The organism is Fannyhessea sp. (assembly GCF_986145555.1).
In genome coordinates, this window is sequence record NZ_CFRCNA010000002.1 from 1 (window position 1) to 14596 (window position 14596).

The window sequence follows — 14596 nt, forward strand, 5'->3', positions numbered from 1 at the left end:
GATTCTCTTTTGTCAAAAACGCTGTTAACTCATCACCCGTAAGATTACGGCTTTGCTCAATAATTTCTTCAACACGCGCACGGTACCAACGATTAAGCTCATCAAGATACGCGGCATTTGGCAACGCAAAGTGAGCATAGTGACTCTCTACAAGCGCGGCAAGCGATTTGTAATACCACCATGCGTCACGCGCGTTATACGTCATACTGGTGTTTTTAAACGAAGCATCGGTATCATTCATATTGGTGAAAAATGGAATAAACGGTGTAAAGGTAGGGCCTCCAATACAAAGCCACATAATTGCCGCTCTATCGTCTGCAACATCGTTTCTAATCTGCAAGATATGAGCATTTTGAGTTCTGTTAAGGCCAATGGGACGAAACTTATGTTTGTCGGCATCCTGGCCATGACCTAGTGGGTCGTATGGAGTGTTTTGATAATGCGAGCCCAACAAAAATTGGATGTCCTCACGCGTAATAAGCTTTTGCGCACGAGAAATAAACGGAAGATCAAAATCTTCAGGATCTTGGGCACGCTCGGGATTGAAATATTTTTGAACATACCACGTACGAGAGGTATTGTAATGCCTGTCCTCATCGGTTGCGGTACCAAAAATATGGCGCACGTTCCAACAGCTACGATCAGGATTAAGACGATGTGTATCCACAAATTCGCGAATCCCTTCGCTGTACATAAAGTTGTCGGGATCGTCAAAATCAACGCATTCAATAGAAACGCAGTTAGGAGCAACAGCATAGCAATCGTCAGGAATACGCTGTGCAACCCAATGATGGCCTGTTACAATTTCCATGTACCAGATATCATCTTTATCACTGAATAACACCGAGTTACCTGCAGGACTACCATACTTTTTTATAAGCGAACCTAAATATTCAACACCGTGGCGAGCCGAGGTAATATAAGGAAGCACGGCGGTTTGCATGCAGTCTTCATCTAAACCATCGCGAACAAGAGGATCAAATGCAAGCGTTAAAGAATTACCATAAGTAGACTCGGTACATGACATGCAAACATTATGCTGGTTGATTCCGCTTTCATCGTAATAACCGCATTTTTTATAATCAACATTAGGAACTGCAGGAACTCTATCAGCATCAGGTGGAAGCTCCATGCTAAATTTATTAAGCCAAGATTTTAAAATTTTTCCTTTATCGTTTGTGCGCGCGGGTTCAATAATAAACTTTTGCGGCGTAATAGGTCTAAATGTATCATCGTTACGCGCGATCATGGTTGAACCGTCAATAGAAGCTTTCTTCCCTACTAAAATGGTGGTACAGGCACTATGGTGTCTCATAGCCGCTCCTCTCATGTAACAATTTAGCTATAGTATACTGTACATGTATCAAAAGACATAGAAAGGTCAGAGATGAAAAATCTTACACGCATATCGCAAGTCTTACATGCTCTATCTCTTATCTTAATGCTTGCAGTAATCTCTTTTAAATTTTTACCGTTTTCACTAGCTCTACCAACATTCGACGTACTCTATGTTATTATTGGCGTTAACTGTGTTGCGTATATCTTGCTTGCAATTTCGATAGGAATCAAAGTTTATCAAAACCTAGCTCAAAAAGACGATACACAAAACCATAAACCAACGAGCACGCAACAACGCATAGTAACTATCGTATGGAAGACGATATACTTTGCAATAACGGTAATGACGCTTGTTTATTCGGCGCTCATAACAATCGTGTCAATATTTATGGTTCTGTACTTAGGCTATGCATTTGAATAATGCATAGCCATTCAACACGCACATATTGCAGCACGCGCACTTGTTAGAGTTTTGCCATAAGCTCTGAAACAAGATTGGCTAATGGAATTTCTGTTTGCTCATGCGTTTGCATATCGCGCACGGTAACCGATTGATTTTGAGTTTCATGCTCGCCGATGACTACACATAAACGAGCACCTAATTTATCGGCTTGCTTAAACTGACTCTTAAGGGAACGCCCCTGATAATTGGATTCGGTACGAATACCTGCTTTTCGCAGCTGTGCACAGACGTTAAACGCATACATGCGCTCGGCATCAGACGTAAATGCAACATACACACAAGCAGGTGCAGTCTTCCATGGCTGTGTGCCAAATGCTTGGAGTGCCAAAATCATACGCTCAAAGCCAAGCGCCCAGCCTAAACCACAGGTAGGACGGCCTCCTTCGAGCTCAACCAGTCCATCATAGCGACCGCCGCCACCAATGGAACCAACGTGTGCTTGCGGACATTCAATTTCAAAGACAGTGCGCGTGTAATAATCAAGTCCACGCACAAGCGTTGGATCCTCAACGTAGGTAACACGTGCTTCATCAAGAAATGCTTTAACACGTTCATAATGAGTTTTACACTCAGCACAAAGATTATCTTTTGCAAGAGGAGCATCAGACATGATCTCATGACAATGCTCATTTTTACAATCAAACGCGCGCAAAGGATTGATAGTTGCGCGCTCAAGACAATCTGGGCACATCTCGTCTTGGTGATCATTGATAAAAGCACGAACAGATTCACGATAAGCTGGTCTACAAGCTTGATCGCCCATAGAGTTGATATGTAAAACAAGCTGGTTGGACTCAAAACCCATCCGCGTGTAAAATTCCATAAGCATCATAATGCACTCGGCATCAGCACATGGATCATCAGCACCCAACCATTCGCAACCTATTTGATGAAACTGACGAAGACGACCTTTTTGAGGACGTTCTCCACGAAACATTGCTTCACCATACCAAACTTTAAGCGGAGAAGCACCTTGTGGAATAAGATTGTGTTCAACCACAGCACGCACAACGCCTGCGGTTCCTTCGGGACGAAGTGCCATACGCTGTTTAGGTTTAAGATGTTGTTCAGATTGAGAACTTAAAAGGTTTTCTAACAAAGCGCCAGAAAAAACTCTGAACATTTCTTTACGCACAACGTCTGAAGATTCGCCAATACCATGAACAAACGTATCAACTTGCTCAAGCGCAGGAGTTTCTATCATGTCAAACGCATGCGTATTAAAAAGCTCAGCCGCACAGGTAAGCGCAAAGTTCCATGCACGCATGTTGTCGCCGTACAAATCCTCTGTTCCTTGAATCCTTTGTGCCACAATCATCATCCTTTTACCATCAGTATATGGACAAACTATAACGTTCCTTATTATACCTCAAGAGTAATTTCGTGAACCCAACCAAAGGTATCTTCACGCTCTGATGACTGAATGTCGGTAAGCGTTTTACGAAGAAGCTTCATAACAGGTCCAACTTCTTTCATGCCAGCGCCAAATACGATGGTTTCTTCCCCATTTTGCACTTCACCAACAGGTGATATAACAGCTGCTGTACCGCACATACCGCATTCAACAAAATTGTGAACTTCATCAAAGCGCACCGGACGCTCTTCAACGGTGATGTTAAGAAGTTTTTCTGCAACATCAACTAATGATCTACGGGTAATAGAAGGCAAAATAGAATCAGTTGCCGATTGAGGAACAATAAGATGTCCTTGCGCATCAACAAACAGGAAGTTTGCGCCGCCTGACTCCTCTACAAAGGTATGTGTTTGAGGATCAAGGTACATGTTATCGGCAAAACCTAAGCTATGAGCCTCAACTGATGGATACATGCTCATAGCATAGTTAAGACCTGCTTTAATGTTTCCGGTACCATGAGGTGCTGCACGATCATATTTTGGCACGCGTACGCGAACTGGCTTAACGCCACCTTGATAGTATGGACCTACTGGCGTTACTAAAATACGGAATTGGTATTCATCTGCAGGCTTAACACCTATTACGTCACCAGTTGCGATCATAAATGGACGAATATAAAGCGTAGCCCCAGATCCAAAAGGTGGAATCCAAGCAGCATTTGCACGAACAACTTCCTCAACTGCTGCTACAAAACGCTCCTGAGGAAATGAAGGCATGCACAGACGCTTTGCAGAATCACTCATGCGTTGTGCATTTTGATCGGGTCTAAAGCAAACAACGCGGCCATCCTTTGTTGAATAAGCTTTGAGCCCTTCAAAAACCTCTTGACAATAATGAAAAATACCAGCACATTCAGAGATAGTAAGGCTGTGTTGTGTTGTAAGACAACCCTCGTCCCATGCTCCATCTTTATAGTTTGATACATAACTATAATCGCAGGGTTTGTATGCAAATGTGAGCGCAGACCAATCCAAATTTTTCTTATGCATTTTATATAAACTCCTATTCTATATATCAATACAACGCTAAACTTACGGGTAGTAATATAAGAGGTGTATATCCTCTATTTGACTTACTATAGTACCTTTTAGATACTATATTGTTTGTAACTATATTGTAAGAAGTGTGTAAAAATGTCCATTGGAAAACGTATGCAGAGTAAACATTCACACCCTCGTCATGCAGCATCTTTTGTCAAACAGGAAGAGCAAAAAGAGTTGCAGCAGCAAGCTTATCATCAAGATACAATTCATGAAAAGCCTACAGATGTAGTAGATAATAGCGGTGAACCAGCATCTTATACTAATCAGGATACACAGACTACCTTTGGCTCTTTTTCTAATCATGTTGAAGCGCCACTTGATGTAATGAGCCACTATAAAAGAAATTCTGTTGATAGCGATCGCGGTGTACTTACCGAGCTTGTAGAACCAAGCGCTGCGTATGCAGCACAAGCGTACAAAAAAGCTCCCGTAACCAGAAGACGCTTTATCTGGGGATGTATTGGCACTGCTGCTGTTGGAGCTGGCTTATTTGCATGGTTGCAGCGTAAAGTTGACGTCTATGTTAACGACCAAAAGATATCGGTTCGTCCAGGTACAACGCTTGACGATCTCTATAAGCAGGCTGGTCTTTCTGTGGAGCCAGGTAACTACATTGCAGTTGACGGTAGTGTTTTGCAAGATGCGCAAGGTTATCCCTATAGTGTTTCTATAGATGACAGTGACCTTGAAGAAAAAGAGTTTGCCAATTGGCGCGCTGCTGGTGGTGAGCATGTAAACTTCGCTAACGGTAACAATCGCATGGAAGACTACGACGTACAAATTGAAGAAACCCAACCAAAGCTTGCAACAACCGGTGTAGCATGGGCAACGGTGCGCTATGTTGCACAATGGGGCAAAGTCGGTAAAAAAGAAATCCGAACTGGTAAAGAATCTGGTATCACCGCAGATGGCGATGTAATTCAAGAGGTACAAAATTGTATCATTCACGGACAAAATATTAAGCCCGATAATGGCGAAAAACTCATTTCTGTTACGTTTGATGATGGCCCAAGCATTTATACCGATCGATACCTTAAAATTTTGTCAGACAGAGGTATCAAAACTACATTCTTTAACATTGGTCAAAATGTTGACAACATGAAAGAGCAGCCTAAGAAGGTACTGGACGAAGGCCACTATATTGCGGGGCATAGTTATACGCATCCACTTTTATCGAAGAAAAAGCCCGATCAGCTACGTGAAGAACTTAGTAAGGTGAAAGAATCGCTTTCAGAGGCAACTGGCATTACAACTACAATGTTTAGACCACCTTATGGCGATTTTACAACTAAGACATGGCTCGATAGCCAAGGCATTGTATCATCCGAGATTTTATGGACACAAGATACACTTGATTGGAAACAGCCTGGCGTGAACAAAATTATTGATGGCGCGTTAAAAAATGTTACTCCTGGTAGCGTAGTCTTGATGCATGACGGTGGCGGAAAGCGCGATCAAGACCTAGAAGCTCTTCCTCAAATCTTGGATAAGCTTATTGCAGATGGATTTAAGATTGTAAGTATCCAAGAACTTATGAAGTCGGATAGCTCAATTCCTTCTGATATTGCCGATGGGTCTGCAACCATGCCCGACGATTGTGTATGGCCAACAGAGCTTGCATAGGTAGTCTAGACCGTTTGTGTTGACTGTGGCACAGGCGGGTGTACCATGAAATTAATAATGCCCACGCTGACTCACTCGAGACACCGTGGGCTTATTTTTCACGATTTGTTTGCTTGCTGCCATGCATGTGTTTGCATGTATACCTATTTGTAGTATATTAAGAGCGATAGGTGTTCGGTGGACTGAGTCCGCTTTTTCGCCTATTTTTTAACGAAACGAGCTCCCCCCGTGGCAACGCTGCGGCGTGGGGCTCTTTTTTATATAGATTCTCCTGAATGTTTTGTCTTGAAGCACAAAAGTTATATCAAGGATATCTAGATAAAACTTTAAAAAATGCCTCATACACATCCAGCGAATATATGTAAAACGGCAAATATAGTTGATAAAGTTAGTGATTTATAGGCTGTTTATGCATATAAAAAATTGTCACATGTTTTGTCACATGAGGATTTTTTGGTGTATCGAGCGCAACCTGTCACACCAGTTAAACACAGTAATTCACACTTTTTAACACTGAGCGCAATTGAGGAATATTTACGTATTAAACTGTTTGCGTTTGCGATGGTAGATTATGTAAAAAGGGAAGAAAAAAACTGGTGGCTGGGAAGGGAATTGAACCCCTGACACGGGGATTTTCAGTCCCCTGCTCTACCAACTGAGCTACCCAGCCACGTTGCTACTTCCAAAAAAGCAAGCTTGTTTACTATAACAAAAATAGAAGGAATGTCAAAGTGTAATTTGAATATTTCTTATAAATATGTGCAAACAGTAGTTAAACTCCACAATTTAAAAATTGAAATGCAGACCAAGCTAGAAGAAGCTATCAAAACACCTGCTAATCCTAGAAATAGCATAGGCGCAACCATTGACTCATCTGCTAATAGACAGTCCATAAAAGACAACACGTATCAGTAACGGTCATGACTACAAGAACTGAATATGTTTTGCGCGAGTATAAAATTACCTAAAGTAGCGGATCCATTTTCTTTTACATACGGTACATCAATATAATCATGATTAGCTGGAATAGAGATATATCCATTCAAAAGCTTTAGGAATTCTCTGTTTACGCGACTAAGCATATGAGGCTGAGCCATAACTCCACCACCGAAAACAATCATGTCTGGGCGGAATGAAACTGTTGCAAGAACTGCCGCCTGTGCAAGATAATATGCCTCTATATCCCATACGGGATTATCTTCGCTTAAATTCTCTCCGGCTACACCACAACGAGCCTCAAGGCTTGGTCCACAACAAAGGCCTTCAAGACAACCAGTATGAAAGGGACAAACACCCTTGAAGTCATTTTGTATATCAGTTGGATGCTTTGCAACATATACATGTCCCATTTCTGGATGGCCAACTCCACCAATAAACGCGCCTCGTTGAAGAATGCCGGCACCAACACCTGTCCCAACGGTATAGTAAACAAGGTTTTCTATAAATTGCCCTGCCCTATTGCGGGCAAAAACCTCACCATATGCAGAACTATTAACGTCTGTTGTAAAGTAAATGGGTACATGTAACACATCTTTAAGCAAACCAACAAGATTAACGTTTTTCCAACCTTGCTTTGGGGTATTAGTTATAAAACCATATGTTTCTGACGCTGTGTCAAGATCAATAGGACCAAACGAGCCTATAGCTATACTCTTTAAATCTTTAAACTTTGCAAAAAAGACAATGACACTTTCAATAGTCTCCTTAGGTGTTGTGGTGGGGATCTTTTCTTGTTCAATGATATCTCCTTGTTTGTTGCCAATAGCCACCACAAACTTGGTTCCACCTGCTTCAAGACTCCCGTAAAATTCTGTCATAAGACACCTCGTAATGCTAAATTTACCAAAACTTTAGTTAGAGTACTACATATATTGTACTGTAACATGCAACTATCGTGAGTAAGTATGGTCACACTGATTACTGTTTTATTTCTATGATGTTGTCATTTTTCCCAATAGTGCCGTTCGCTAACACGGTAAAAGCATGATAACTATCCATGTTCGTAATAATGACCATCGTAGTGTTATCTAACCCGCAAGATACAATTTTTTGTGAATCAAATGTTCCTAATACATCACCTGCACAAACCTTATCGCCTTGAGAAACTCTTGAGTTAAAGCCTTCGCCATTCATTGAAACCGTATCTATACCAATATGTATGAGAATTTCAACTCCTTGAGTTGTCTTTATTCCATAGCAATGCCCCGTGTCAGAAACAACAGTCACTACCCCATCAGATGGTGCATAAACGGTATCGTCTGATGGTGCAATAGCCACACCTGGGCCCATAAGACCCTTTGAAAAACAAGGATCGGCTACATCTTCAAGATTTATCACTTTACCACTAACAGGTGTTTTAAGAATTTGTATATTGGACTTCGTCTGTTTTTGTATTTTATTACATGTGTTGTTATCGTCAGATACATGATCGTCCGTTGAGTTGGTATTATTTTCATCTTCATACCCAAATAGATACGTTAATATGAAACCTAGCACGAAAGACACAAAAACTAAGAAAATATATTGAAGCAATTGTCCATTACCAATGTACAACATTGCACCAGGGATAATAGTGATTCCGTTTCCAGTTCCAGCCAAGCCAAGATTTGATGCTAAACAACCACCTAACGCTCCCGCGATCAATGAAAGGAAAAACGGTTTACGAAAACGAAGATTCACGCCAAAAATAGCGGGTTCTGTAATTCCTAAAAACGCCGAAAGCGCTGCTGGGAAAGCCAGAGTCTTTAATTTAGGATTATGTGTTTTAACACCTACAGCCACGGTAGCAGCGCCTTGGGCGGTCATTGCAGCTGTAATAATCGCATTAAAAGGGTTTGCATGATCAGCTGCTAATAATTGGACCTCTAAAAGATTAAAAATATGATGAACCCCAGACACCACGATTAATTGATGAACACCACCGATTAATAGTCCTCCTAAGCCCAACGGTAAATTAAGCACAGTTTTTGTAAAAACAAGTATATATGTCTCAACAAGATGAAAAACAGGACCGATTATAAACAACCCTAATATAGACATAACTAACAGCGTAGTAAAAGGAGTGATCAAAAGATCAAGCACATCGGGTACCATTTTTCGAATAAATTTCTCGAAATGGGCACCAATAACACCAATGATAAAAGCAGGCAATACTGAGCCCTGTAAACCAACAACAGGAATACATCCAAAAAATTGCATAGCATGTACTTCACCGCCAGAAGCGACCGCCCATGCGTTAGGCAAAGATCCTGAAACAAGCATCATACCCAGAACAATGCCAACAGACGGACTTGCCCCAAAAACACAAAATGTTGACCATACAACCAATCCAGGTAAAATAACAAATGCTGTATCGGTTAAGATCTGAGTATAGGTGTTAATGTCTGCGGGAAGTAATAATCCAAGTGCGTTGAGCAATCCACGAACACCCATAAAGAGGCCAGTTGCAACAATAACTGGAATGATAGGGACAAATACATCTCCAAAAGTACGTATACCTCGTTGAATCGGATTAGCGTGCTTTTTTGTCAATGCTTTCATATCTTTTTCTGATGTAGTTGGCAATCCAAGTGACACAACTTCGTCGTAAATTTTATTAACAGTACCAGTGCCAAAAATTATTTGATATTGCCCTGAGTTGAAAAAAGAGCCCTGAACCTTTTCTATACATTCAAGCTTGGATTGATCTATTATGTCAGCATTATGCACCATAACCCTTAGGCGCGTTGCGCAATGTGTTACACACTCAATATTATTTGGTCCTCCAAGGGCACTAACAACCTGCTTTGCAATTTCATGATTGTTCATGGCAAAGATCACCTCGTATTCAGCAGCATGACAAAAGCTCTTAAGTACTACATTTACGTATGGTAGCGTTTTATAAAATATATGTCAAACGTTTGGTATATTTATATTGGTTTGTGAACTTAGATTCATAATCTATCGAGACGTATCTGTTTTTGTGCGCTATAGTTGCATGTCGTATGGCTATCAATCCCTAGCCAAAAGGGTTATGTTTAGAAGTTATATCTGATAAGCGTATATCATTTTTTGTAGTTTTAATAGTAATTCTTTATTGACCTTTAAAAAATTTTATGATGTTACATACATAAAGAATTGGAGGATAAGAACATGAAATGGACACGCGAACTTTGCTATAAACGCTATGAGCAATGGTCCCATGAAGAACTTTGCGAAATAAAAAAACGTGTCAATCAATCACCATGGCGTGTTAATTACCATATTGAACCGCAAACAGGGCTCCTCAACGATCCTAATGGTTTTTGCTATTTTAATGACACATGGATTGTCTTTTTTCAACATTTTCCATTTGGAGCAGCCCATGGTTTGAAATCCTGGGTACAACTTAAAAGCGATGATCTTGTCCATTTTTCACCAACAGGTTTAAAGATTTTACCTGACACAAGATTTGATAGCCATGGTGCATATTCAGGATCTGCGCTTCAAATAAAAGATAATCTTTTTATTTTTTATACGGGAAATGTGCGCGATTGCCAGTGGAAGCGCCATACCTATCAATTAGGTGCTCTCATAGATAAACAAGGCCATCTGAAAAAATTGAAAACCCCACTTATTAACCAGCCTATGGATACTACGGATCATTTTCGTGACCCACAAATATTTATGTACCATAACCAATATTATGCAGTTATTGGTGCACAAACAATAAAGCGTCAAGGAACTATACAGTTATATAAATCTCATGAAAATGATTATGGTACCTGGGAAAAGGTCGGCGAACTTGATTTTTCCAATGACTATACCTCATATATGATTGAATGTCCTAATTTGGTTTTTGTAGATCAAGTCCCTGTGCTTATATATTGCCCACAAGGATTAGATAAAGATGTGTGTTCATACAAAAATATCTATCCGAATGTATATAAAATAGGGTCATCATTTATACCAGAAAAGTCTTGTATAACTTCTATCTCTCAGCCTCAACTCCTTGATTGGGGATTTGATATATATGCTACGCAAGCATTTAATACAGAAGATAATCGCGTCCTTGCAATAAGTTGGATAGGCTTACCAGACACTTCATATCCAACTGATCGCTATAATTATCAAGGAGTCTTATCACTAGTAAAAGAACTTAGGATCAAAGACGGGAAATTGTATCAGTATCCAGTTTCTTCTATTAAAGAATTACGCATATCACAAAAACCTCTTTGTAATATTGCACAGACAAACAACTGCTATGAATTAGAGGTTCATTTACAAGCCAACAGTACGAACGTAATTACACTTTTTGCTGATGGAGATGGAAAAGGTCTTACCCTAACTTTTGACATAAAGCATAATAGCGTTAAGGTTGACCGTAGCGGTGTTGGAGAAGAATTTGCAAAAGAATATGGCAGCACCCGAACATGTTTTATTGACAACCAAGCGACGACTGTTAATATTTTTATTGATAATTCCGTTTTTGAAATGTTTATTAATAAAGGAGAAAAGGTATTTTCTGGACGTGTGTTTCCATATTCACGCCACAACGGAATTACAGTTAACGGAAACATCACAGGAACATACTACGAATTAGATTATGGCTACAAAACTTACTGATGTTGCAAAAATTGCTGGTGTAAGTGCAACAACCGTTTCTCGTGTAATCAATAAAAAAGGTTATCTTTCAGAAAAGACTATTCGCAAAGTTAATGAAGCGATGCGAACTCTAGGCTATAAGCCAAACAATCTTGCACGAAGCCTACAAGGCAAATCAACCAAACTAGTAGGTCTTATTTTTCCAAAGATTGGCCATATATTTTATGCTGAACTCATTGATCTTATTGAGCAAGAACTGTTCACCAATGGCTATAAATGCATAATTTGTAATAGCGAGCACGATCCGCAAAAAGAACGAGAATACTTAGAAATGCTCGAAGCAAATCAAGTTGATGGCATTATTTCGGGGAGCCATAACCTGGGTATAAAAGATTACAATCGAGTCTCTGCACCTATTATTTCTTTTGATCGTAATCTATCGCCTAATATACCTGTTGTATCCTCCGATAATTATGCGGGTGGCGTTCTTGCTGCGCAGACTCTTAAAAAAACTGGCGCGAGTTCATTTGTTATGATTACAGGAAATGATAATTCAAACTCACCAACAGGTTTGCGTCATGCTGGATTTGCTTCTATCCTTCCACATGCACACATTGTTAATATACCAAGTGATTTATCTTCCGTGCGAAAAGAAATGGAGATTAAAACAACCTTATCGCAGTTAAAACCAGATGCTATTTTTACATCAGATGATTTGACAGCTATTCTGGTTATTAAAATTGCACAACAGCTCAATATTTCAATTCCCAATGATCTAAAAATCATCGGTTATGATGGCACGTCATTTATCCAGCAATACTACCCATACCTTACAACCATAAAACAGCCATTACCCGAAATTGCCCAAGTTCTCGTTGATTTATTGATTAAAAAAATACATGGGGAAAGCGTCTCGCCAGATGGATATTTTCTTCCAGTTTGTTTGCTTTCAGGCGAGAGTGCTTAATAAATTCTATTACACATAATAAGTCTTTGTCTGTAAGCAAACATGCTATTATTACTGGATTTTTTACACAATTAATGATAAGCATATATGTTTATTTGTAATGTTGTAGCGTCTAGGATGTTGTACACGTGGTACTAATAGAGTTATATCCCAAAAACACGCGCAAAAGTGCTCTTTTGCGCGTGATATTATACGGGTATGCGGCTAGCGTTTTGCGCGTGCGCCTGTTCCTACTGCAAGCGGCCACATGCGTGACACGTTTCGCGCAGCCCTTTGTTAATCGCGAAGCAATTCATCGGAGAGCTGCTTGCATGATTCTTTTGCTTGAGTATGCTCCATATGCTCAATTTTTTCGCGCGGTGTATTCCAACACTCACATGCTGGCAAACCAGGAATATTACTCGCCACAAATACTGGATCGAGTCCTTTTTTCTTCTGTTCTTGGTAGTCCACAAGTACCGCTATAGCCCATTTACCCAAGAGAAGGATCGCGATGATGTTGATCATAGCTTCGATGCCCATGAGAATGTCCGAGACGTTCCATGCGAGATCAAAACTCGACTGTGCACCCATAAACACAGCAATACAACAAAGAATGCGGAATACAAAGAGCACAACTTTATTATTTTTGATGAACTTGATGTTGCTTTCCGCGTAGAAATAATTACCAATAATACTCGAGAAGGCAAACGCAACGATAGCGAAGGTTATCACATAAATGCCTACTTCTCCTACCGCTGCTTGGACGGCTGCCTGCACAAGCGGCATGCCATTGAGCTTCTCTGGCGATCCGCTGACATAAAAGAGAAGAATGATCATAGCACTGCAGGTACAAATTGCAATTGTATCGATAAAAACCGAAAGGGTTTGCGCGAGACCTTGCTTTGCGGGATGTGATACCGAAGCCGCTGCTGCAGCATTTGGCGCTGACCCCATACCCGCTTCGTTCGAAAAAAGACCACGCTTAATACCAATAACAACGGTTGACCCCATGAACCCACCAAAAATCGATTGCCAATCGAACGCCGACGCAAAAATAAGCGAAAAGACGCGCGGCAAATCACTAAAACGAAACACTGTCAAGACAACGGCAAAGCCTAGGTACACAAGTGCCATAAGCGGCACAATGATGGAAGACAACATACCAATCCGTCTGCCTCCACCAAAAATAATCATCGCTGTGGTAACCGTAAGCAATGTTGCAATCGCAAAATCAGCGTGGGATTCCCTAAATTGGGGAATGAAGTACTCAAAAGACGAGCTCAAATTGTATGCCTGAAGCCCGTTAAACCCTACGGCAAAACAAAGGATAAGCGAAATTGCAAAAATAACGCCAAGCCAGTGAATTCCAAGCCCTTGACTAATGTAGTACGCAGGGCCTCCGCGAAACTCTCCCTCGTCGCCGCGCACTTTCCACACCTGCGCTAACGTAGACTCGATGAACGCAGACGCGGCGCCAATACACGACATGATCCACATCCAAAATACAGCGCCTGGACCACCTGTGGCAATGGCTGTAGCAACGCCTGCAATATTTCCCGTACCCACGCGAGACGCTGTGGAGACCATAAGCGCTTGAAAGGAAGATACCGCTTCTTGACCGTCGACGTGGCGCTTTTCCAGCAACACAGAAAACATATCGCCAAGCAATCTAAACTGTACAAAACGCGTACGAATCGAAAAATACACCCCAGACAAGATCAAAAGAAATACTAAAAGATACGAGTACATGTACGAATCTATAGCATCGGTAAGTGCAATGAGTGAGTTCATAGTCTACCTCGTCTCTAAAAGTCTACAGGAACTAAACGCTATGAATGAGCTTGGTACAAACGACGGTCATACGTGAAAACATTGCGTGCGTGGAAAGCTTTTCTTACATTTCAACCAAAAAGCTTTGCGCGCTTGGAACGGTTTACACGCTCGAAGCTCTATAAAACTTGATGGGTATTGTATCATCTATGAACAACAATCCGAGATTGTTCGAGATAATTAATAAGAAAGTAACCTTGAAACAATGTCGCGCAAGCACCCCTGCCCGCGCGCATGCACTCCTGCCCCCCATCTGCGTCTGCATAGACGTCTGCATCTACACCCGTACACAAGTGTCTACACGCCAGCATAGCGGAGTATAGGACAAAAAGTTCCATAAAGCATAAGAGCTTTATGGAACTTTTTTACGTGTA

At 40.9% G+C, this 14596-nt stretch carries 11 protein-coding genes and 1 tRNA gene; 5 read left to right on the plus strand and 7 right to left on the minus strand.

The window, feature by feature from the left end; genetic code table 11:
* On the minus strand, window positions 1-1315 hold a 1315-nt coding region (locus AC5GD6_RS00625; RefSeq protein WP_491846009.1), incomplete at its 3' end, for a C69 family dipeptidase.
* 72 nt (window positions 1316-1387) lie between these two features.
* Here AC5GD6_RS00625 and AC5GD6_RS00630 point away from each other — a divergent pair.
* Window positions 1388-1759 (plus strand): hypothetical protein, encoded by a 372-nt coding sequence (locus AC5GD6_RS00630; protein WP_491846010.1) that lies wholly within the window; start codon window positions 1388-1390, stop codon window positions 1757-1759.
* Between the two features lie 43 nt (window positions 1760-1802).
* On the opposite strand, the gene hisS is transcribed toward AC5GD6_RS00630, so the two are convergent.
* Together hisS and AC5GD6_RS00640 are read right to left on the minus strand one after the other, a co-directional pair.
* Window positions 1803-3113 carry a histidine--tRNA ligase gene (gene hisS / locus AC5GD6_RS00635; RefSeq protein ID WP_491846011.1) on the minus strand — a complete coding sequence of 437 codons (1311 nt, stop codon included), beginning with the start codon at window positions 3111-3113 and terminating at the stop codon, window positions 1803-1805.
* Between the two features lie 50 nt (window positions 3114-3163).
* Window positions 3164-4204 carry a branched-chain amino acid aminotransferase gene (locus AC5GD6_RS00640; RefSeq protein ID WP_276799460.1) on the minus strand — a complete coding sequence of 347 codons (1041 nt, stop codon included), beginning with the start codon at window positions 4202-4204 and terminating at the stop codon, window positions 3164-3166.
* Window positions 4205-4348: 144 nt separating this feature from the next.
* Between AC5GD6_RS00640 and AC5GD6_RS00645 the strand changes: the two genes are divergently transcribed.
* Complete coding sequence (locus AC5GD6_RS00645) at window positions 4349-5881, plus strand: polysaccharide deacetylase family protein (protein WP_491846012.1); 1533 nt, start codon at window positions 4349-4351, stop codon at window positions 5879-5881.
* 594 nt (window positions 5882-6475) lie between these two features.
* Here AC5GD6_RS00645 and AC5GD6_RS00650 read toward each other — a convergent pair.
* A tRNA-Phe gene (locus AC5GD6_RS00650) sits at window positions 6476-6551 on the minus strand.
* Between the two features lie 53 nt (window positions 6552-6604).
* Here AC5GD6_RS00650 and AC5GD6_RS00655 point away from each other — a divergent pair.
* Window positions 6605-6796, plus strand: a complete 192-nt coding sequence (locus AC5GD6_RS00655; protein ID WP_491846013.1) for a hypothetical protein — start codon at window positions 6605-6607, stop codon at window positions 6794-6796.
* Here the strand turns inward: AC5GD6_RS00655 and scrK are convergent.
* Window positions 6790-7698, minus strand: a complete 909-nt coding sequence (gene scrK, locus AC5GD6_RS00660) for a fructokinase ScrK (RefSeq protein WP_491846014.1) — start codon at window positions 7696-7698, stop codon at window positions 6790-6792. The two genes, AC5GD6_RS00655 and scrK, sit on opposite strands and share 7 nt — an antisense overlap.
* 100 nt (window positions 7699-7798) lie before the next feature.
* Window positions 7799-9688 (minus strand): PTS sucrose transporter subunit IIABC, encoded by a 1890-nt coding sequence (locus AC5GD6_RS00665; protein ID WP_491846015.1) that lies wholly within the window; start codon window positions 9686-9688, stop codon window positions 7799-7801.
* 324 nt (window positions 9689-10012) lie between these two features.
* Here AC5GD6_RS00665 and AC5GD6_RS00670 point away from each other — a divergent pair, with 324 nt between their 5' ends.
* Window positions 10013-11464 (plus strand): sucrose-6-phosphate hydrolase, encoded by a 1452-nt coding sequence (locus tag AC5GD6_RS00670; protein ID WP_311430957.1) that lies wholly within the window; start codon window positions 10013-10015, stop codon window positions 11462-11464.
* Window positions 11445-12410, plus strand: a complete 966-nt coding sequence (locus AC5GD6_RS00675) for a LacI family DNA-binding transcriptional regulator (protein ID WP_311430958.1) — start codon at window positions 11445-11447, stop codon at window positions 12408-12410. Before AC5GD6_RS00670 ends, AC5GD6_RS00675 begins: the two co-directional genes overlap by 20 nt.
* A 276-nt stretch (window positions 12411-12686) precedes the next feature.
* On the opposite strand, the gene AC5GD6_RS00680 is transcribed toward AC5GD6_RS00675, so the two are convergent.
* Window positions 12687-14183, minus strand: a complete 1497-nt coding sequence (locus tag AC5GD6_RS00680) for an alanine/glycine:cation symporter family protein (RefSeq protein ID WP_311430959.1) — start codon at window positions 14181-14183, stop codon at window positions 12687-12689.
* Window positions 14184-14596: the final 413 nt, after the last annotated feature.

What these genes read in the sequence shown, in the direction of transcription:
- AC5GD6_RS00665 (WP_491846015.1), bottom strand. Translation starts at nt 9,688, where the DNA reads ATGAACAATCATGAAATTGCAAAGCAGGTTGTTAGTGCCCTTGGAGGA.
- AC5GD6_RS00670 (WP_311430957.1), top strand. Translation starts at nt 10,013, where the DNA reads ATGAAATGGACACGCGAACTTTGCTATAAACGCTATGAGCAATGGTCC.
- AC5GD6_RS00680 (WP_311430959.1), bottom strand. Translation starts at nt 14,183, where the DNA reads ATGAACTCACTCATTGCACTTACCGATGCTATAGATTCGTACATGTAC.
- AC5GD6_RS00630 (WP_491846010.1), top strand. Translation starts at nt 1,388, where the DNA reads ATGAAAAATCTTACACGCATATCGCAAGTCTTACATGCTCTATCTCTT.
- AC5GD6_RS00645 (WP_491846012.1), top strand. Translation starts at nt 4,349, where the DNA reads ATGTCCATTGGAAAACGTATGCAGAGTAAACATTCACACCCTCGTCAT.
- AC5GD6_RS00675 (WP_311430958.1), top strand. Translation starts at nt 11,445, where the DNA reads ATGGCTACAAAACTTACTGATGTTGCAAAAATTGCTGGTGTAAGTGCA.
- scrK (WP_491846014.1), bottom strand. Translation starts at nt 7,698, where the DNA reads ATGACAGAATTTTACGGGAGTCTTGAAGCAGGTGGAACCAAGTTTGTG.
- AC5GD6_RS00640 (WP_276799460.1), bottom strand. Translation starts at nt 4,204, where the DNA reads ATGCATAAGAAAAATTTGGATTGGTCTGCGCTCACATTTGCATACAAA.
- AC5GD6_RS00655 (WP_491846013.1), top strand. Translation starts at nt 6,605, where the DNA reads ATGTCAAAGTGTAATTTGAATATTTCTTATAAATATGTGCAAACAGTA.